Annotated in this window: 20 protein-coding genes; 12 read left to right on the top strand and 8 right to left on the bottom strand. The window is 69.3% G+C overall.

Going from position 1 to position 18,031, the window contains the following annotated elements; translation table 11 throughout:
• Window positions 1–26 precede the first annotated feature (26 nt).
• Window positions 27–446 (bottom strand): NUDIX hydrolase, encoded by a 420-nt coding sequence (locus ACWDTS_RS02375; RefSeq protein WP_450117502.1) that lies wholly within the window; start codon window positions 444–446, stop codon window positions 27–29.
• Between the two features lie 236 nt (window positions 447–682).
• On the opposite strand from ACWDTS_RS02375, the gene ACWDTS_RS02370 reads away from it, so the two are divergent.
• From ACWDTS_RS02370 to mnhG, 6 genes are read left to right on the top strand one after another with little or no spacing between them, the layout of a single operon-like run.
• Window positions 683–3,520, top strand: a complete 2,838-nt coding sequence (locus ACWDTS_RS02370; RefSeq protein ID WP_450117501.1) for a Na+/H+ antiporter subunit A — start codon at window positions 683–685, stop codon at window positions 3,518–3,520.
• A complete protein-coding gene (locus ACWDTS_RS02365; RefSeq protein ID WP_450117500.1) occupies window positions 3,517–4,188 on the top strand; it encodes a Na(+)/H(+) antiporter subunit C in 672 nt (223 codons plus the stop codon). The genes ACWDTS_RS02370 and ACWDTS_RS02365 overlap by 4 nt, the downstream gene beginning before the upstream one ends.
• Entirely contained in the window at window positions 4,185–5,771 is a 1,587-nt protein-coding gene (locus ACWDTS_RS02360; protein WP_450117499.1) for a Na+/H+ antiporter subunit D, read from the top strand. Before ACWDTS_RS02365 ends, ACWDTS_RS02360 begins: the two co-directional genes overlap by 4 nt.
• Window positions 5,772–5,773: 2 nt before the next feature.
• Complete coding sequence (locus ACWDTS_RS02355) at window positions 5,774–6,322, top strand: Na+/H+ antiporter subunit E (RefSeq protein ID WP_450109438.1); 549 nt, start codon at window positions 5,774–5,776, stop codon at window positions 6,320–6,322.
• A complete protein-coding gene (locus tag ACWDTS_RS02350) occupies window positions 6,319–6,579 on the top strand; it encodes a monovalent cation/H+ antiporter complex subunit F (protein ID WP_197250281.1) in 261 nt (86 codons plus the stop codon). The genes ACWDTS_RS02355 and ACWDTS_RS02350 overlap by 4 nt, the downstream gene beginning before the upstream one ends.
• Window positions 6,576–6,914: a monovalent cation/H(+) antiporter subunit G gene (gene mnhG / locus ACWDTS_RS02345; protein ID WP_197250282.1), complete on the top strand. Its 339-nt coding sequence runs from the start codon at window positions 6,576–6,578 to the stop codon at window positions 6,912–6,914. The genes ACWDTS_RS02350 and mnhG overlap by 4 nt, the downstream gene beginning before the upstream one ends.
• On the opposite strand, the gene ACWDTS_RS02340 is transcribed toward mnhG, so the two are convergent.
• The 5 genes from ACWDTS_RS02340 to ACWDTS_RS02320 all read right to left on the bottom strand — a co-directional run bounded on the left by ACWDTS_RS02340 (window position 6,845) and on the right by ACWDTS_RS02320 (window position 11,122).
• The gene (locus ACWDTS_RS02340) at window positions 6,845–8,182 is read right to left on the bottom strand and encodes a DUF5933 domain-containing protein (RefSeq protein ID WP_450117498.1); all 1,338 of its coding nucleotides are present in this window, start codon (window positions 8,180–8,182) and stop codon (window positions 6,845–6,847) included. The genes mnhG and ACWDTS_RS02340 overlap by 70 nt on opposite strands.
• A 49-nt stretch (window positions 8,183–8,231) precedes the next feature.
• Window positions 8,232–9,353: a glutamate--cysteine ligase gene (locus ACWDTS_RS02335; RefSeq protein WP_450109398.1), complete on the bottom strand. Its 1,122-nt coding sequence runs from the start codon at window positions 9,351–9,353 to the stop codon at window positions 8,232–8,234.
• Window positions 9,354–9,446: 93 nt separating this feature from the next.
• Window positions 9,447–10,079 (bottom strand): superoxide dismutase[Cu-Zn], encoded by a 633-nt coding sequence (sodC, locus tag ACWDTS_RS02330; RefSeq protein ID WP_450109399.1) that lies wholly within the window; start codon window positions 10,077–10,079, stop codon window positions 9,447–9,449.
• A gap of 59 nt (window positions 10,080–10,138) precedes the next feature.
• Window positions 10,139–10,729 (bottom strand): LytR C-terminal domain-containing protein, encoded by a 591-nt coding sequence (locus tag ACWDTS_RS02325; RefSeq protein ID WP_450117497.1) that lies wholly within the window; start codon window positions 10,727–10,729, stop codon window positions 10,139–10,141.
• A gap of 27 nt (window positions 10,730–10,756) precedes the next feature.
• Window positions 10,757–11,122, bottom strand: coding sequence for a DUF3263 domain-containing protein (locus tag ACWDTS_RS02320; protein WP_197250286.1), 366 nt, complete (start codon window positions 11,120–11,122; stop codon window positions 10,757–10,759).
• Window positions 11,123–11,249: 127 nt separating this feature from the next.
• Between ACWDTS_RS02320 and ACWDTS_RS02315 the strand changes: the two genes are divergently transcribed.
• Genes ACWDTS_RS02315 through ACWDTS_RS02305 form a run of 3 tightly spaced genes read left to right on the top strand, consistent with a single transcriptional unit; the run spans window position 11,250 to window position 13,685 of the window.
• Window positions 11,250–11,846, top strand: coding sequence for a peptide deformylase (locus tag ACWDTS_RS02315; protein ID WP_450109400.1), 597 nt, complete (start codon window positions 11,250–11,252; stop codon window positions 11,844–11,846).
• Between the two features lie 9 nt (window positions 11,847–11,855).
• A complete protein-coding gene (locus ACWDTS_RS02310) occupies window positions 11,856–12,872 on the top strand; it encodes an N-acetylglutamate synthase, CG3035 family (protein WP_450117496.1) in 1,017 nt (338 codons plus the stop codon).
• Between the two features lie 9 nt (window positions 12,873–12,881).
• Complete coding sequence (locus ACWDTS_RS02305) at window positions 12,882–13,685, top strand: exodeoxyribonuclease III (protein WP_450117495.1); 804 nt, start codon at window positions 12,882–12,884, stop codon at window positions 13,683–13,685.
• Window positions 13,686–13,700: 15 nt separating this feature from the next.
• Here the strand turns inward: ACWDTS_RS02305 and ACWDTS_RS02300 are convergent, their stop codons facing one another.
• Window positions 13,701–14,051 (bottom strand): GNAT family N-acetyltransferase, encoded by a 351-nt coding sequence (locus ACWDTS_RS02300; protein ID WP_450109403.1) that lies wholly within the window; start codon window positions 14,049–14,051, stop codon window positions 13,701–13,703.
• Window positions 14,052–14,309: 258 nt separating this feature from the next.
• On the opposite strand from ACWDTS_RS02300, the gene thiD reads away from it, so the two are divergent.
• Entirely contained in the window at window positions 14,310–15,152 is an 843-nt protein-coding gene (gene thiD / locus ACWDTS_RS02295; RefSeq protein ID WP_197250291.1) for a bifunctional hydroxymethylpyrimidine kinase/phosphomethylpyrimidine kinase, read from the top strand.
• A gap of 4 nt (window positions 15,153–15,156) precedes the next feature.
• On the opposite strand, the gene ACWDTS_RS02290 is transcribed toward thiD, so the two are convergent.
• Window positions 15,157–16,626 carry a M28 family metallopeptidase gene (locus ACWDTS_RS02290; RefSeq protein WP_450109404.1) on the bottom strand — a complete coding sequence of 490 codons (1,470 nt, stop codon included), beginning with the start codon at window positions 16,624–16,626 and terminating at the stop codon, window positions 15,157–15,159.
• A gap of 86 nt (window positions 16,627–16,712) precedes the next feature.
• Between ACWDTS_RS02290 and ACWDTS_RS02285 the strand changes: the two genes are divergently transcribed.
• Together ACWDTS_RS02285 and ACWDTS_RS02280 are read left to right on the top strand one after the other, a co-directional pair.
• Complete coding sequence (locus ACWDTS_RS02285) at window positions 16,713–17,348, top strand: helix-turn-helix domain-containing protein (protein WP_197250293.1); 636 nt, start codon at window positions 16,713–16,715, stop codon at window positions 17,346–17,348.
• Window positions 17,345–18,007 carry an enoyl-CoA hydratase-related protein gene (locus ACWDTS_RS02280; RefSeq protein ID WP_450109406.1) on the top strand — a complete coding sequence of 221 codons (663 nt, stop codon included), beginning with the start codon at window positions 17,345–17,347 and terminating at the stop codon, window positions 18,005–18,007. The genes ACWDTS_RS02285 and ACWDTS_RS02280 overlap by 4 nt, the downstream gene beginning before the upstream one ends.
• The last annotated feature ends 24 nt before the right edge of the window (window positions 18,008–18,031 follow it).

Below are 18,031 nucleotides of genomic sequence, written 5' to 3'. Positions count from 1 at the left end.
GCATCCGGGGGGGCAGCCCACCGGCCTCAGTCCACGAGGCCGAGCGAGTGCAGGTGCTCGAACACGAGCATCGAACCCGGCGCGACCTCCGGCTGGGCGGCGTATTCGGCGACGGTGAACCAGCCGAGCTCGGCGATCTCCCCGGCCGGACAGGGATCGCCGATCGGATCGGCGCGGAAGCACGTCATGTGCAGTCGGGTGCCGGCCGGATGGCCGTACGCGACGGTCTCGAAGACCCTGACCTCGGTGACGTCGCGCAGTCCGACGCCGAGCTCCTCCCGGATCTCCCGGTGCAGCGCCTGCTCGGCGTTCTCGCCTGGTTCCAGCTTGCCGCCCGCCATGTAGAACACCGTCGCCCCGGCCGATCGGGTCTGCAACAACCGGCGGTCGCGGACGAGAGCGAGCGCGGCCGTGCGGATGAGGGGGCGGGCGGATGCGTCGGGCATGTCCGGCACCCTACGGACCACCGCCGTGAGTGGCGGGCGGACCCTCCGGTTCGCAACGATGCGAAGTTTCCCGTTAGGATGTGAACCAATCCGATTTGCCCTTTTGGCGAACGGCATGCGGTTCGGGGCGTCCCTAGTTTCGGCGGTATGCCGCGCGCACAATGCGACCGTGTGCTTCCGCGCACACTCGCATTTCCGGTTACACGCCGCCAGGCCCGACCCCGACGGAGTGCCTTTTGCTCGCCATACTCTTCGCCCACGCGGTGGCCGCACTAGTTGCGCCGCCCCTGGTCAGAGTCATGGGGAGAAACGCCTTCATACCGTTGTCCCTGGTTCCGCTCGCCGGTCTCGGCTGGGTGATCGCGAACTGGGGAACCGAACAGACCCTGCACATCACCTGGGCCACGACGGTGTCGATGAACATCGACATGCGGTTCGACGCGCTCGCCTCGATCATGTCGGTGCTGGTCCTGGGTATCGGCGCGCTGATCCTGCTGTACTGCGCCCGCTACTTCACCGACGACGAACCCCGCCTCGGGATCTTCGCCGCCGAGATGGTGGCCTTCGCCGGCGCCATGTTCGGGCTCGTCACCAGCGACAACATGCTGGTCCTCTACACCTTCTGGGAACTGACCACGGTCCTGTCGTTCCTGCTCGTCGGGCACTACGCGGAACGCGCGTCGAGCCGGCGCGCAGCGACGCAGGCCCTGCTGGTGACGACCGCGGGTGGTCTCGCGATGCTCGTCGGCATCATCATCCTCGGGCAGCTGGCCGGCAGCTACAACCTGTCCGCGGTGATCGAGGCCGCCCCGCACGGCTGGCTCGCCGGGGTCGGTCTGGTGCTGGTTCTCATCGGTGCGCTGTCGAAGTCCGCGGTCGTCCCGCTGCACTTCTGGCTGCCCGGAGCGATGGCCGCACCGACTCCGGTGTCCGGCTATCTGCACGCCGCGGCTATGGTCAAAGCCGGTATCTACCTGGTTGCGCGTCTCGCGCCGGCGTTCGCCGATGCGGCGCCGTGGCGGTCGATCGTCATCACGCTGGGGCTGGCGTCGATGTTGCTGGCCGGGTGGCGTGCGTTCCGCGCGTTCGACCTGAAGCTGATCCTCGCGTTCGGCACCGTCAGCCAGCTCGGGTTCCTCACGATGCTCGTCGGCGTCGGCACTCGCGAGGCCGCGCTGGCCGGCATGACGATGGTCGTCGCCCACGCGATGTTCAAGGCGTGCCTGTTCATGGTGGTCGGGATCATCGACCATTCGACCGGCACCCGCGACATTCGCAAGCTTGCGCATCTGGGCAAGCGGGCTCCGTTCCTGGCGATCGTGGCGATCCTCGCCGCGATGAGCATGGCCGGACTACCGCCGTTCCTCGGCTTCGTCGGCAAGGAAACCGCATTCGAATCGGTGCTGGTCGCGGACGTGTTGCCGCAGTGGGCGCGGATCGCGACGACCACCACGATGGTGGTCGGCTCGATCCTGACGCTGGCCTACAGCATCCGGTTCATCTGGGGCGCGTTCGGCCGGAAGCAACTCAAGCGCCCCAGCCCCGCCGTCCAGAGATTCCACGCCCCGGGCCCGCTGCTGCTGTCGGCGCCGTCCGTGCTGGCCGTCGGTGGTCTGGCCGGCGGACTCGCCGCGCCGTGGATCGACTCGCTGCTCAGCCCGTACGCCGACACCCTTCCGGCGAGCCTCGCCTACCCGTATCACCTGGCCCTGTGGCACGGACTCAATCTGCCGCTGGGTCTGACCGGCATCGTCGTCGTCGGCGGTGTCGCGATGTACCTGGCTCAGCGCACAATCTCGCGGCTGCGGTTCGAGCATCCACCGCTCGGCAACGCCGACCGCATCTACGACGCGACGCTGCGCGGCATGGACACCCTGTCGATGCGCCTCACCGGTGTCACTCAGCGCGGTTCGCTGCCGTTGACGCAAGCGACGATCCTCGTCACCCTCGTGGTCCTGCCCTCGTCCCTGCTGCTGCTGTTCGGACTCGATTCCGCCCCCGGCACCCGCCTGTGGGACACCCCGTGGCAGGCGCCGGTGGTGCTGATCATCGCGGCCGGTGCCCTGGCCGCGACCGTGCTGCGCAACCGCCTCGCGGGTGTCCTGGTGGTCGGCATGACCGGATACGGCCTCGGCGTTCTGTTCGCGCTGCAGGGTGCCCCGGATCTCGCGCTCACCCAGTTCCTGGTGGAGACCGTGACCCTCGTGGTGTTCGTGCTCGTGCTCCGCAAACTCCCCGCCGAATCCGATCCGGGCGCGGACGTCGGCAAACGCCTGCCCCGGGCGCTCCTCGGCATCGCCGTCGGTGTGGCCGTCACCGCGATCGGCGCGTACGCCGTCGCAGCCCGCAGTACCGAACCGGTCTCGCTGCTGCTTCCGGATGCGGCCTACAACATCGGCAACGGCAAGAACGTCGTCAACGTGCTGCTCGTCGACATCCGCGCCTGGGACACGATGGGTGAGATCTCGGTGCTGCTGGTCGCCGCAACCGGTGTCGCGAGCCTGGTGTTCCGCACCCGCCGGTTCGGGACCGCCCCGCGCGTCGCCGACGCACCGGCGGCCCAGGTCGACGCCGCGAACGCGAGCACCGAGACGACGTGGCTGCTCGGCGGCGACTTCATCGATCCGCGGCATCGCTCGCTGATCCTGGAGGTGACCACCCGGCTGGTGTTCCCGACGATGATGATGCTGTCGGTCTACTTCTTCTTCTCCGGGCACAACGCCCCCGGCGGCGGCTTCGCGGGTGGCCTGGTCGCCGGCCTGGCCCTGGTGCTGCGGTACCTCGCCGGTGGGCGGTACGAACTCGGAGAAGCCGTACCCGTGGACGCCGGCAAGATCCTGGGTCTGGGCCTGACGTTCTCGGCGGGTACCGCGCTCGCGTCGCTGTTCCTGGGTGCGCCCGCCCTGTCCTCCGCGACGATCGAGGTGACGTTGCCGCTGCTCGGACACATCAAGCTGGTCACCGCCATGTTCTTCGACCTCGGCGTGTATCTCATCGTGGTGGGCCTGATCCTCGACGTGCTGCGCAGCCTCGGTGCACGCCTCGACGCCGAGACGATCGGAGGTCCCCGATGAACAGCGCGAATCTGGCTCTCCTCGCGGCGGTCGGCATACTCACGGCCAGCGGCGTCTACATGCTGCTCGAACGCAGCATCATCAAGATGCTGCTCGGCCTGCTGCTGGTCGGCAACGGCATCAACCTGCTGATCCTGACGCTCGGCGGCCCCGCCGGCAGCGCACCGATCGTCGGCAACAACAACGACCTGCACGAGAGCATGGCCGACCCGCTGGCGCAGGCGATGATCCTCACCGCGATCGTCATCACGATGGGCGTCGCGGCGTTCGTGCTGGCCCTGACGTACCGGTCGTACACGATCCGGGCACGCGACGAAGTCGAGAACGACCCCGAGGACACCATGGTGTCGCAGCGCCGCACCCCCGCGGACGCGCCGTTCCGCGACCGGTCCGACGACCCGCTCACCGGCGAACCCAGCAAGAGTGGCGACGCCTTCGACGCCCAGGGAAATCCGATCCCCCTCGAGGCACTCACCAACATCGAGGACCTCGAAGCCTACGAGGACCTGCACGACGGCGACTTCGACGACCCGACCGACTCGGCGTATGCGGACCAGTCGGCATACGCCGGCGAAGCGACGCACGGCGGTGTCTCGGCGCACGGCGGTGTCTCGGCGCACGGCGAGGGCTCCGGCGATGCCGATCCCGGGAAGGGAGTCCGCCGATGACGTTGTCCGCGGCCGCATTGATCCCACTGCCCGTCCTCATCCCGCTGCTCGCCGCCGCGGCCACCCTGATCCTCGGCCGCCGGCCCCGCGCACAGCGGTACGTGACCGTCACGGCGCTGACCGCGTCGCTGCTCGTGACCGGACTGCTGCTGTACCTCGCCGACCGCGACGGCATCGCGGTGCTCCAGATCGGCGGCTGGGAAGCACCGATGGGAATCTCGCTGGTGGTGGACCGCCTGGCAGCGTTGATGCTGGTGGTCTCCGGCATCGTGCTGCTGGCTGTCATGCTGTTCGCCGTCGGTCAGGGCATCCACGACGGCAACGAACAACAACCGGTGTCGATCTTCCTGCCCACCTACCTCGCGCTGACGGCGGGCGTGAACATCGCGTTCCTCGCCGGCGACCTGTTCAACCTCTTCGTCGGTTTCGAGGTGCTGCTCGCCGCCTCGTTCGTGCTGCTGACGCTGGGGGCGAGCGCGGACCGTGTTCGTGCCGGCGTCTCGTACGTCATGGTGTCGATGGTGTCGTCGCTGATCTTCCTGGTCGGCATGGCCTTCGCGTACGCCGCGACAGGCACACTGAACCTGGCGCACATGGCCCTGCGACTCGACGACGTGCCGTCCGGTACCTGCGCCGCGATCTTCGGGGTGCTGCTCGTCGCGTTCGGAATCAAGGCCGCGGTGTTCCCGCTGTCGGCGTGGCTGCCGGACTCCTACCCGACCGCGCCCGCCCCCGTCACCGCCGTGTTCGCGGGCCTGCTCACGAAGGTCGGTGTGTACGCCATCATCCGCGCCCACACGCTGCTGTTCCCCGGTGGTGAACTCGACAACGTGCTGCTGATCGCGGGTCTGCTGACGATGCTCATCGGCATCCTCGGTGCCATCGCACAGAACGACATCAAGCGTCTGCTGTCGTTCACGCTCGTCAGCCACATCGGATACATGATCTTCGGCGTGGGGCTGTCGACGGAGATGGGCATGACCGGCGCCGTGTACTACGTGGCGCACCACATCCTCGTGCAGACCACCCTGTTCCTCGTGGTCGGTCTGATCGAGCGGCAGGCCGGTTCGGCGTCGCTGCGACGGCTCGGTGGCCTGGCCCTGGCCAGCCCCCTGCTGGCCGTCCTGTTCCTGATACCGGGCCTGAATCTCGGCGGCATCCCCCCGTTCTCCGGGTTCATCGGCAAGATCGCGTTGCTGCAGGCCGGCGCCGAGGACGGGTCGGCGCTGGCGTGGCTGCTGGTGGCGGGCGGCACCGTCACCAGCCTGCTGACGCTGTACGTCATCGCCCGCGTCTGGTCGAAGGCGTTCTGGCGGGCCCGCGCCGACGCCCCCGAAGGGGACCTCGCCGATGTCGCGCCGTCGGCGCTGATCGACGAATCCTCCGAGGACATCGCGTTCGACGAACGCGCCGACGTCGGCAGGATGCCGCTCGCGATGCTCGTCCCGACCGCCGGCCTGGTCGCGGTCGGGTTGGCGCTGACGGTGTTCGCCGGACCACTGCTCGACATCAGCGAACGGGCCGCCGCAAACCTGATGGACCGCTCCGTGTACATCGAGGCCGTACTGGGAGGCCCGCGATGACGATGAAACGATCGAACGTCCTGCGCCTGTTCGTGCTGGGCTGGATGACGCTCGTCTGGGTGCTGCTGTGGGGCAACTTCAGCGTGGCGAACGTGGTCGGCGGCGCCGCCATCGCGGTCGTCGTCTCGGTGGTACTGCCGCTGCCGCGGGTGCCCGTCGAAGGCCGCGTGCACCTGGGATCGGCCGCCTACCTCGCGGCGGTGATCTTCGTCGAATCGATCCGGTCGACGATCGCGGTCGCGTGGCTCGCGATCCGGCCGTCCCCTCCCCCGGTGACGGGGGTGCTGCGCTGCCGGCTGACCATCAAGTCCGACCTGGTGCTCACGCTGTGGACGGACATCATGAACAACATTCCCGGCACCATGGTCCTCGAGATCGATCAGGCCCGCCGGATCATGTACGTGCACGTTCTGGACGTGAGTACCGACAAGGCGGTCGCCGACTTCTACCGGTCGGCGCGGCGCATCGAGCGGCTGCTCATCCACACGTTCGAGCGGGACGTCGACTGGCAGCCCAGCGCATGGAAGAGTTCCTGGGAGGGAACGTCATGACGACGATATTGACCGTCAGCGGGGTTCTGCTGCTGATCTCCGCACTGCTGACCACCCTTCGGGTGCTCGCCGGCCCGACGTCCCTGGACCGCCTGGTGGCGGTGGACGCGATCCTCGCCATCGCGATGTGCGGACTGGCCCTGTGGGCCGTGTACACCCGGGACACGACGATCGCACCGGCGATCGTGGCGCTCGCGCTGGTCGGGTTCCTCGGTTCGGTCTCGGTCGCCCGCTTCCGGGTGCGTGACGACCGATGAACACAGCTCTCGAGCTCGTCGCCCACATCCTGATCCTCATCGGTTCGGTCATCTCACTGACCGCCGCGATCGGCATCCTTCGCTTCCGCGACACCCTCTCCCGCATGCACCCGGCGACGAAACCGCAGGTGATCGGGTTGTTGTTCGTGCTGGGCGGCGCGATGCTGATCCTGCGCGGCAACATCGACATCTGGATGCTGGCACTGGCCGGCATGTTCATGGTGCTCACCGCGCCGGTCATCGCGCATCGCGTCGGCCGGGTCGCCTATCGCGAGCAGCTGGGCCGCGACGGACTGATCGATTCCGACGACGGGGTCTGGCCGAACGAGTCCTGAGCGGGGAACGTCGCACGGAAGGCGACGATCATCGCTACGAGTGAGGCGAGCAGCAACGGCCCGGCGATCAGTGCGTGCGCGGCCATGACGTCGGGCAGGTACCGGTAGGCGGCGAGTTGCGCGACGATGAGCAACGTGCCGCCGGCGACGAGCCGGATCCGGAACGATCCCCACCCGCGGTCCGGGTCGCGGAGCGCCGATTCGAGGGTCAGGCACAGCACCGCCCCGGTGACCAGGTCGACGCCGTAGTGGTAGCCGAAGCCGAGGGTCGCGGCGAGGGTGCACGCCAGCCAGGCCGCGCCCATCCACCGCAACCATCTCGGGCCGCTGCGGGAATGCAGAAACAGCGCCGTCGCCCACGCGGTGTGCAGGCTGGGCATGCAGTTGCGGGGCGTTTCGTCGTCGAACGGGATCGGCGCGGGCAGCATGTTCAGCGGTGCCCACGTCGGCCAGGCGTCGGCGACCTGCCAGCCGCTGCCGCTGTCGCCGAACGCGAAAACCGGTCCGACCACGGGAAACAGCACGTAGCACAGCGGCCCGATCAGGCCGATCAGCAGGAACGTGCGCACGAGGTGGTGCGCCGGCCACGGACGGCCGCCCCCGACGTTCCGCAATTGGTAGACGGCGACGACGATCGCGGCGACGGGCAGTTCGATGTACACCCAGTGCAGCACCGCGTAGGCGCCGCCACCGAGCTCGTTCAGGATCTGCCCGGCAAGCCACGACGGGTTGCCCAGCGCATGATCGGCGAGCTGGACGTATTCGTCGAGCACCTCGGGGCCGGCGAGCACGGTGAGTTCGAGCCACGCGTCCCCGATCTTCACCGACAGCACCAGCAGCACCCCGAGCCCGATCCCGCGCAGCGCACCGCGCCGGGTCTCACCGCTCATCGTGGCCGCCGCGTAGAGCGCCAGCAGGGCGAGCACGATCGTCGGCCCGTTGCCGACGGTGATCGGCCCGTCCGTCAGGACTCGTACGGCGAGGAATGCCCCGTCGATCAGGACCGCGGCACCGATGGCCCGCCGGCGATCGCGCACGGTCAGCCCCACCATCGCCAGGACCAGGCCCGCCCACGGCACCGACGCGGACTTCGGAACTCCGACCACGTCACCGACCAGTCCCGGCAGCGGCCCGGGGAATCCGGCCTGCCGCGCCACGACCTCGGCGATCAGGATTCCGGCGACTGCACCGGTGAGCGCGAACGGCACGAACCAGTGGGCGCGGTGACCCGGTTTCCGTTCGCCGGGTGGGGTTTCCGTGATCGACACCCGGAGAATGGTAAAGGTGAGACGAATGTGCTCCGAACCACGGTCTGCGTCACTGACGCAGCTCGTCCACGAGCAGATCGACGACCGCACAGAGGTCGCCGCCGGTGGCCTCCGCGACACGGCGTTGCCGCTGGTAGGACGCGCCCTTGACGGGAATGTCGGCGACGCGCGCCAATTCGTCGGCGCAGCCCAGCCGCACCGCGGTCGGGGTCAGTTGTTCGAGCAGATCGTGGAGGTCGTCGGTGACGAGTCGCTCGTGGCAGACCGGGTCGAGGATCACCTCGGCCTCGAGCCCGTACCGTGCGGCCCGCCACTTGTTCTCCTTGACGTGCCACGGCTGGAGCGTCGGCAGTTCCTCGCCGCGTTCGAGGCATTCGTCGAAGTACACGACGAGGGAGTGCACCAGCGCCACCAGGGCGGCCAACTCGGCGCGGTTGGTGATGCCGTCGAACACGCGAACCTCGAGGGTCCCCCACTTCGGTGAGGGCCGGATGTCCCAGTGCATGCCGCCCGGCTTGCTGATGACCCCGGACTTGAGCTGGTCCTCGATGAACGACTCGTACTGGGCCCAGTTCGCGAAGTGGTAGGGCAGCCCCGCGGTGGGCAACTGCTGGAACATGAGCGCCCGGTTGCTCGCGTATCCGGTGTCGAATCCGGCCCAGATCGGCGACGACGCGGACAACGCCAACAGGTGCGGATACTTCACGAGCATCGCGTTGAGGATCGGGACGACCTTCTCCGCCGACGAGATACCGACGTGGACGTGCACACCCCAGATGAGCATCTGACGTCCCCACCAGCGGGTGCGGTCGATCATCTCGTCGTAGTCCGGCGAGCGGGTCACCACCTGGTCGGACCACTGGGCGAACGGGTGCGTGCCCGCGCACATCAGGTCGACCCCCAGCGGGTCCGCGGCGGTCCGGAGCAGATCGAGCGATTCGGACAGATCGTCGACGGCCTCGGCGACGGTGTCGTGCACGTCCGTCACCAGCTCGACGGTGTTGCGCAGGAACTCCTTCGTCAGCCGGGGAGTCTGCCCGGCTTCGGACTCGACCGCGTCGAAGACGACCGCAGCGGTGTTCGACAGATCCCGCGTCGACTTGTCGACCAGCGCGATCTCCCATTCCACACCGAGCGTGGGACGCGGCGAACCGGGAAACTCGACAGACACACTCAAATCCAACCACAGCGCCCCCGCGACCGAGAGCCGGTCGCGGGGGCGCTGTGAGGGGTTTTGCTGTGAATCCCGTTACGCGGAGGCCGATCAGCCGATCACGCCGCACGCGAGGCGCGCGCCGCCTGCGGTTTCCTCGTGCACGACGACGGACGTGCCCTCCGGACCCTGGAGATCCTCGATCGTGAAGGCCGTGGTGGTGACGGTGGCCGCGGCGGTGCCGTCCTCGGTGACGACGAACGCGCCGAGGTCGCCGCTCTCCGGAACGGCGGTGTGGCCGGGCGCCTGCAGGTGCCCACCGGCGGAGAGGAAGTTGCCGGGCTCGCCGCCGGTCGGGGCGGTGGAGTTGGGTTCGCACTTGCCGATGGCGTGCACGTGCACACCGCGGTAGCCGGCGGGAAGACCCTCGAGCTCGAGCGTCACCTCGACACCGTCGCCGTGGCCGGCGAACTCGATGGTGCCCGCGTCCTCACCGGTGGGGGTCTTCAGCGTCGCGGTCAGCGTCTCGGTCCCGGCGGCGGCCTCACCACTGGTGGCGGTTCCGTGGGTTTCGCCGTGGGCACCGGCTTCGGGTGCCGGCGAACCGGTCCACACCGGCGGGGTGGTGCCGACGACGTCGGAGGCTTCCTGGCTGTTGGTGCAGGCGCTCAGGCCCACCGCGGCGATCGCGACGATCGGGGCGAGCGCACGCCAGGACATGCGACGGGTGGAACTCGAGGCCATCAAACCGCTCCTTCGGAATGCCGGAAAGTCACTCGATCATAACCGGGCCCGAATCGCCCTCATTGCGAGGTCACGATGACGATGACACCGGGCGAGGAGTCCGCGATTCCCTCGAATCGCGGCTGCGCGGTCACGCCGAGCGCTTCGGCGACGGCTTCGGCGGTCTCGCGTTCGCCGGCACCGGTTCCGTAGTACACGGAGGTCGTGGCGATCAGCCCGTCGCTGTAGTTGCCGGTCTCGCTGATGACGAACCCGTCGTCCTCGAGCAGGCTCGCGGTCTGCGCGGCGAGGCCCGCGATCTCACTGTTGTTGAACACCCGCACCGGGGTGGCCGACTCGGGCGCGAGCTCGATCAGCGACGACGCGCCCGTGGAGGCAGGCGTCGTGGTCGTCGCCCGCGCGGCGGTGGTCGTCGGAGCAGCGACGGTCGTGGTGGGGGCAGCAGCCGCCCTGGCCGGAGACACGGTGGTCGACGTCGCAGGGGCCGCGGCCGGTTCGGTCGCCGGCGGCGCCGCGCTCTCCGAGTCGGAACCGCCCAGGGACGCCAGGCCGATGCCTCCGAACAGGATCGCCAGCGAGATCAGCACCATCGCGAGTGCCCGCAGCGGTGGTCCCGAGGGCTCGGTGTTCGTACGCACGCCTTCGACCATAGTTGCCTCGTCGATGTCCGCCCGCCGTCAGCGGGTGATCTCGAAGCCCAGCCGCCGCGCGGCCCGGGCCTTCTGACGGCTCGCCCTCAGGCGGCGCAGCCGCTTGACCAGCATCGGATCCGCGGCGAGCGCTTCCGGCCGGTCCACCAGCGCATTGAGCACCTGGTAGTACCGGGTCGCGGACAGCCCGAACAGTTCCTTGATGGCTTCTTCCTTGGCGCCCGCGTACTTCCACCACTGGCGTTCGAACGCCAGGATGTCGTGCTCCCTGCGGGTCAGTCCGTGTTCCCCCACCTCGTTGGGGTTCGCGGGAGCTGGGACCTCGGCGGCGTCGCTGCTCTGCTGGGCATCGTCCACGGACCGGTTCACATTGTGCGCCGCTGCGCCGTCCATCTCACTCCTCGCCTGCCTCGAATCACACCGATTGCACCTGTGTGTTTCCGACGCCAATTGAACCACGGGCCGGCGACAGGTACCGGCTCGTCGATCAGGCGAGTCCGGCGCACTATTCTGTTCCTCCATGGCCATCCTTCCCATCGTGATCACCGGCGACCCGGTTCTGCACAACCCCACCGAGCCGGTGACCGAGTCGCCCGCCGAACTCGCCCAGCTGATCGCGGACATGTACGAGACGATGGACGCGGCCAACGGAGTCGGCCTCGCCGCGAACCAGGTCGGGGTGGCCAAGCGTCTGTTCGTCTACGACTGCCCGGACCGCGACGAGAACGGCAACGTCGCCCGCCGCCGCGGTGTGGTGATCAATCCGGTCCTCGAGACCTCCGAGATCCCCGAGACCATGCCCGACCCGGACGAGGACCTCGAGGGTTGCCTGTCCGTTCCCGGCGAGAACTTCCCGACCGGTCGTGCCGAGTGGGCGAAGGTCACCGGCACCGACGCCGAGGGCAACCCGGTCGAGATCGAGGGCCGCGGCTTCTTCGCGCGCATGCTCCAGCACGAGGTCGGACACCTCGACGGCTTCCTGTACATCGACGTCCTGATCGGCCGCAACGCGCGCGCGGCGAAGAAGACGATCAAGCGTGCCGGCTGGGGTGTGCCGGGACTCACGTGGCTGCCGGGATCCGTGGAGGATCCGTTCGGCCACGACGACGAGGACTGACGCAGCGGCATGCCTTCCGATCCAGGCGAGCCTTCCGGTCCTGCCGGGCCTTCGGGGCCGGCGGTGCCGGCGGGCGCGATCCCGCTGGGCACCCGGGTCGTGCTGCGCTACCGCCTGCCCGCCGGCTACAGCCACCCGATGACCGATGTGATCGGCGAGCTCGTGGCCCTGGAACCCGCGGTCGTGGTGCGCACCGAGACGCGGCAGGTCGTGCAGGTCGCGCCGGACGCCGTGGTCGCGCTCAAGGCGCTGGCCGCGCGACCGATCCGGACCCGCGAGATCCGCGCGCTCGAGGTCGCGGCCGTCGCGGCCTGGCCCGGACTCGAAATGGAATGGGTGGACGGCTGGCTGCTACGCGCGGGGGCCGGATTCACCCGCCGGGCCAACTCGGCGATTCCGCTCGGTGATCCCGGTACCGTCGCCGACCCCGCCGACCCGGACGTCCGCGCACGGCTCGCCGACTGGTTCGCCGAGCGGGGGCTTCCGCTCCGTCTGCTGGTTCCCGATCGGCTCGCCCGGGTTCCCGAGGGCTGGTCGGTGAGCGAGGACGTGCAGGTCATGGCGGCAGATCTCGAGAACGTGCCGCTGCCGGAGGGGCCGACGCCGGTCGTCGTGACCGCCCGGACGGACCCGGAGTGGCTGTCGCGGTACCGCGGCGGGGCACTGCCCGACGAGGCTCGGGGCGTGCTCGGCGCGGTCGCGCGCGGTGTGCTCGGCTTCGGCCGCATCGGGGCGCCCGGCACCGAACCGGGCGCGATCGGCCGGGCCGCGGTGACCGACGCCTCCGACGGCCGGCGTTGGGTGGGGCTGACCGCGGTCGAGGTCGCCCCCGAGCACCGCCGGAACGGCCTGGGCACCCTGCTGTGCGGATCGCTGCTGCGCTGGGGCCGCGGACGCGGCGCGACGCACGCCTACGTGCAGGTCGCCGAGGACAACACCGCGGCGCGGGCGATGTACCGGGAGCTGGCGTTCGTCGATCACCACCGCTACCGGTACGGGACCGAGCCTGTCGGTCCGCTCGCCTAGAGTGTCGGTGTGCGTCTTGCTACCTGGAATGTGAACTCCGTCCGTGCCCGGACCGACCGGATCGTCGACTGGTTGCAGCGAACCGAAACCGACGTGCTGGCCATGCAGGAAACCAAGTGCAAGGACGAGCAGTTCCCGTACGCGCGTTTCGAGGAACTCGGTTACCAGGTCGCGCACGTCGGGCTGAGTCAGTGGAACGGTGTCGCGATCGTCTCCCGCGTCGGACTCGACGACGTGCAGATCGGCTTCGACGACCAGCCCGGCTTCACGAAGGACCCCGAGGCCGCGCCCGCGCAGGAGGCACGCGCGATCGGCGCGACCTGCGGCGGTGTGCGGGTGTGGAGCCTGTACGTCCCGAACGGTCGCGAGCTGACCGATCCGCACTACACCTACAAGCTGGACTGGCTCGCGAAGCTGCGCGCCGACTCACAGGGCTGGCTCGCCGCGGACCCGCACACTCCGATCGCGCTCGTCGGCGACTGGAACATCGCGCCGACCGACGAGGACGTCTGGGATCCCGCCTTCTTCGAAGGCAAGACCCACACCTCCCAGCCGGAGCGCGACGCGTTCGCCGCGTTCCTCGACAGCGGCTTCACCGACGTGGTGCGCCCGCACGCGCCCGGCCCGGGCATCTACACGTACTGGGACTACACGCAGCTGCGTTTCCCCAAGAAGCAGGGCATGCGGATCGACTTCGTCCTCGGTTCGCCGGCGCTCGCCGCGCGCGTCAGCGGTGCGGAGATCGACCGGAACGAACGCAAGGGCAAGGGCGCCAGCGATCACGCTCCCGTCGTGGTGGATCTGACGGACTGACCTTTCCTCTACCGGTCACGCACGACGGCGCACCAGTTCGAGCGGCACGATCACGTCGCGGTATTCGGGGTTGGTTCCGAGGAATCGCTGCACGTACGTGCAGACCGGGCGGACCTTCCAGCCGCGACGGCGGGCGATGTCCAACGACCGTCCGACGAGGATGCCCGCGAGTCCCTGATGACCGAAGTCCTCGACGATCACGGTGTGCAGGAAGTCGACGACAGGATGGTTCTGCCCCGGAACACCCGACGGGCGGGCGGCGTCGAAGTAGCCGAGGATGCCCACGAGATCGCCGTTGAGCCGAAGTTCGAAGCGGTTCTGATCCGCATTGTCGGACACCTCGGCATGCGGCAAGTTGGTGACCATGAACCCTCCGTCGTACCTGGAACAAATGTGACGCACGCCACTATAGAGCACGACATGCCGTCTGTAGGTAACCCCTCCCGGTATTTCTCACCCACCTCGATCCGGATGGTCCGGTTACATGATGCTCCACATCGAGCGGTCGCCGGGATAGGCCGAACGACCCTCGCAACCAGGACATTCGCCGGAATCCGGCCGCTCTCACCGGTACGCACCGTCGCGGTCCGGTAGCGCTCGCGGGACCCCGGTAGGCTCACGCGCGTGAAGTTGCTGCCGTTGGCCCCGCGCGGCCAGACCCCGATCCGGGCCCTCACCATCGCCGGCACCGATTCCGGCGGAGGCGCGGGGATCCAGGCCGACTCCCGCACCATGGCGATGTGCGGCGTCCACGCCTGCGTCGCGGTGGCGGCCGTGACCGTCCAGAACTCGCTGGGCGTCAGCGGATTCCACGAGATTCCCCCCGAGACCGTGGCCGCGCAGGTGCGCTGCGTCGTCGACGACATCGGTGTGACGGCGGCCAAGACCGGGATGCTGGCGTCGACCGCGATCATCGAGGCGGTCGCGCAGGTGTGCACGGAGGTCGGCATCGGGCACGGACGGCAGATTCCGCTCGTGGTGGATCCGGTGTGCGCGTCGATGCACGGCGACCCACTGTTGCACGCCGAGGCCCTCGACGCGGTGCGCACCGTGCTCGTCCCCCAAGCCACCGTCGTGACACCGAATCTGGACGAGATCCGGCTCATCACGGGCATCGAGGTCGTCGACGATCCCACCGCGCGACGAGCCGCCGAAGCCCTGCACGCGCTCGGCGCCCAGTGGGCAATCGTCAAGGGCGGACACCTGCGGACCTCGCCGGACAGCACCGATCTGCTGTTCGACGGCGACCGCTTCCTCGAGTTCACCAGCCCGCGCATCGACACGGGCAACGATCACGGCGGCGGCGACACCCTTGCCGCGGCGATCGCGTCGGCACTCGCGCACGGCTGGTCGGTGCCGGATGCGGTCGCGTTCGCGAAGGAGTGGGTGACCAAGTGCCTCGAGTGGTCGTACGACCTCGGCGGCGGGCACGGACCGGTCAATCCGCTGTGGCGACTACAGGCCTGATCGGTCAGTTGCCGGATCGCTCCTGATCCCGCGCGTCCCCGGTCGGCACGCCGTCGAGCGACTGCGCGTAGACACCGACGCCGTAGCCGACCGACGCCGCCGTGACCGCGTACGCGTCGCGGTCCATGTTGGCGAGGGTGTCCTCCGGCGAGTGGTAGTTCGGGTCGAACGGCGTGTCGGCCTCACCACCCCACTTGCCCGCCTGGTCCGGCGACTTGCGTTCGTCGGCGCCGCTGAACACACCACCGGCCGGGATCCCGGCTTCGACGAACGGGCCGTAGTCCGACCGGCCGTCGAAGTCGGTGCCGTCGGCGGCGACGCCGCGGGACTCGAAGAACGACCGGAAGGTCTGCTCGATGCCGGCCGAGCCCTCCGGGCCCGGACCCGACCCCACGGCATCCGAGTCGTCGCCGTCGTAGACGAGATATCCGGGATTCGGGGAGCCCAGCATGTCGAAGTTGAGATACAGCGCGATCGCGTTGCGCTCGTCGTCGGACAGGGATTCGACGTACCGCGTCGAGCCCACGAGGCCGATCTCCTCGGCGCCCCAGAACGCGAACCGCACCGCGTTGGCGACGTTCGGGTCGGGGCCGAGTTGCAGCGCGGTCTCGAGCACCGCGGCGACACCGCTGCCGTTGTCGTTGATGCCGGGGCCTTCCGGGACGCTGTCGAGGTGCGCGCCGACGACGACCACGTTGTCGGTGTCGCCGGTTGCGGTCTGCGCGATCACGTTTCGCGAGCGGATGTCCTCGATGACGGTGTCGACGATCAGCGTCGCGCTCGTACCCGTAGCCAGCGCGGCACCGTCGTCGCCGCTGACACCGGCCGCGGGTATGAACCGGTCGCCGTCCTCCCCGAGGGTGCCGCCGGCGAGCGGTCCGGGTTCGTTGTTGACGACGAGGAGCGCCGCGGCCCCGCGCTCGGCGGCGGCCTTCTGCTTGTCCGAGAACGGGCACACACCCCGGTCGACGACGGCGATCGCCCCGGCGACGTCGAGGTTGTCGTAGTCGGTGGCCTCACAGCCCGGGGTGTCGTCGGCGGGAACCCGCACGAGGCGGGCGGTGATCCCGTCCGGACCGGTCGACGGCGACATCGCGAGGACCCGCAGTTCGACGGGTGCGCCGTCCACGGTCAGCGACGCGTTCTCGACGTCGAACGAGGTGACGTCGAATTCCGGTGTCTGCACGTCGAACCCGGCGTCGCGGAGCTTTCCGGCCACATAGTCGACGCTGGCGTCGTAGCCGGGGGTCCCCAGGGCCCGGTTGCCGTCGTTCTCGGTGGCGATGCGTTCGAGTTCCTGCAGGTGCCCGAGGACCGCGTCGAGCTCGACCGCCTCGGCGAGTGCCGGTCCGTCGAGCGGCGGCGCGGGCGGCGCGGGCGGAGCAGATGCGTTCGAGCAGGCGCCGACCCCCAGCGCCGCGGCGACGATCACGATCCCGGTCAGATTCCTCGCGTTCGCCACGGTCCACCCCATCCGGCGAGGATACCCACACGACCTTCTCCGACCCGGTGGACGACACCGTACCGATAACAGAGCACTTGCTCTGTTATGGTGTGCGCATGGCCCGCACCCGCACCTACGACCTCGACGGCCTGCTCGACGCCGCCGAGCGCATCGCGGCCGAATCCGGTGCCGCGGCCGTCACACTCAGGGCCCTGACCGACGCCACCGGCATGTCGAACGGCGCGATCTATCACGCCTTCGGATCACGTCTCGGCGTCGTCGGGCAGGCCTGGCTGCGCGCCGGGCGCCGCTTCCTCGACGTCCAGCGCGAGGCCGTCGACGCCGCCCTGGCCGACCGCGACGCCGACGCCCCGGCGGTCGAGGCCGTCGTCGCCGCCGCCGACGCACCCGCCGTCTTCGCCGAACGCCACCCGACGTCGGCGCGGCTGGTGCTGACCGTGCGCCGCCCCGACCTGCTCGGAGCCTCACTGCCCGAGGACCTGGCCCGCGACCTGTTCCGCCTCGACCACGAACTCGGCGAACTGATGGCGGAACTGGCCACGGCCCTGTGGAATCGGCGCGACGGCGCCGCCGTCGACGTCGTGCACTCCTGCATCGTCGCCCTGCCCACCGGACTTTTGTTGCACACCAACAGATATCGCGATCCGGTTGCTCGTCGCCGACTCGCCGCCGCGGTCCGCGCGGTGCTGGCACTCGGCCCCGAAACCCACACCCCGAAAGGCAGACCATGACCGTCACCACGACCCGCCACGACACCGTCACCGTCCTGAACCTCGGCGACGACGAGAACCGCTTCTCCCCCGACTGGCTCGACCGCGTCGATGCCGCACTCGACGAGATCGAAGCCGGTGAACCAACCGCGCTGGTGACCGTCGCGAACGGAAAGTTCTACTCCAACGGCCTGGACCTGCAATGGCTCTCGGCGAACGGCGAGAAGGCCCAGTGGTACGTCGACCGGGTGCACGGACTGTTCGCGCGTGTCCTCACCCTGCCGGTCCCGACGATCGCGGCGATCAACGGGCACGCGTTCGGTGCCGGCGCGATGCTCGCGCTGGCCCACGACTTCCGGGTGATGCGCACCGACCGCGGCTTCTTCTGCCTGCCCGAGGTCGACATCCGGATCCCGTTCACGCCCGGGATGGCCGCGCTGGTCCAGGCCAAGACCACCCCGCGCACCGCGACCGCGGCAATGACCACCGGGCGACGATTCGGCGGACCCGACGCGCTCGCCGCCGGCATCGTCGACGCCACCGCCGAGGAATCCGCCCTGGTTACCTCGGCCGTGGGCACGGTCGCGCCGCTGGTCGGAAAGGACCCCGGCACGCTCGGAGCCATCAAGTCGACGATGTACGCGTCGACGATCGCGGCCCTCACGACCCCGCAGTCGTAGCCGTCGGAACGGATCCGCTCGGAC

The organism is Rhodococcus sp. NPDC003383, from assembly GCF_053589115.1.
Note: the sequence above shows the minus strand (reverse complement) of the source record. Positions and strands in the feature narration are given on the sequence as shown.

Coding starts and splice junctions, on each gene's coding strand:
- ACWDTS_RS02315 (WP_450109400.1), top strand. CDS start 11,250: ATGGCCATCCTTCCCATCGTGATCACCGGCGACCCGGTTCTGCACAAC.
- ACWDTS_RS02355 (WP_450109438.1), top strand. CDS start 5,774: ATGAAACGATCGAACGTCCTGCGCCTGTTCGTGCTGGGCTGGATGACG.
- ACWDTS_RS02285 (WP_197250293.1), top strand. CDS start 16,713: ATGGCCCGCACCCGCACCTACGACCTCGACGGCCTGCTCGACGCCGCC.
- ACWDTS_RS02290 (WP_450109404.1), bottom strand. CDS start 16,626: ATGGGGTGGACCGTGGCGAACGCGAGGAATCTGACCGGGATCGTGATC.
- sodC (WP_450109399.1), bottom strand. CDS start 10,079: ATGGCCTCGAGTTCCACCCGTCGCATGTCCTGGCGTGCGCTCGCCCCG.
- mnhG (WP_197250282.1), top strand. CDS start 6,576: ATGAACACAGCTCTCGAGCTCGTCGCCCACATCCTGATCCTCATCGGT.
- ACWDTS_RS02300 (WP_450109403.1), bottom strand. CDS start 14,051: ATGGTCACCAACTTGCCGCATGCCGAGGTGTCCGACAATGCGGATCAG.
- ACWDTS_RS02365 (WP_450117500.1), top strand. CDS start 3,517: ATGAACAGCGCGAATCTGGCTCTCCTCGCGGCGGTCGGCATACTCACG.
- ACWDTS_RS02375 (WP_450117502.1), bottom strand. CDS start 446: ATGCCCGACGCATCCGCCCGCCCCCTCATCCGCACGGCCGCGCTCGCT.
- ACWDTS_RS02280 (WP_450109406.1), top strand. CDS start 17,345: ATGACCGTCACCACGACCCGCCACGACACCGTCACCGTCCTGAACCTC.
- ACWDTS_RS02310 (WP_450117496.1), top strand. CDS start 11,856: ATGCCTTCCGATCCAGGCGAGCCTTCCGGTCCTGCCGGGCCTTCGGGG.
- ACWDTS_RS02320 (WP_197250286.1), bottom strand. CDS start 11,122: ATGGACGGCGCAGCGGCGCACAATGTGAACCGGTCCGTGGACGATGCC.
- ACWDTS_RS02325 (WP_450117497.1), bottom strand. CDS start 10,729: ATGGTCGAAGGCGTGCGTACGAACACCGAGCCCTCGGGACCACCGCTG.
- ACWDTS_RS02360 (WP_450117499.1), top strand. CDS start 4,185: ATGACGTTGTCCGCGGCCGCATTGATCCCACTGCCCGTCCTCATCCCG.
- ACWDTS_RS02350 (WP_197250281.1), top strand. CDS start 6,319: ATGACGACGATATTGACCGTCAGCGGGGTTCTGCTGCTGATCTCCGCA.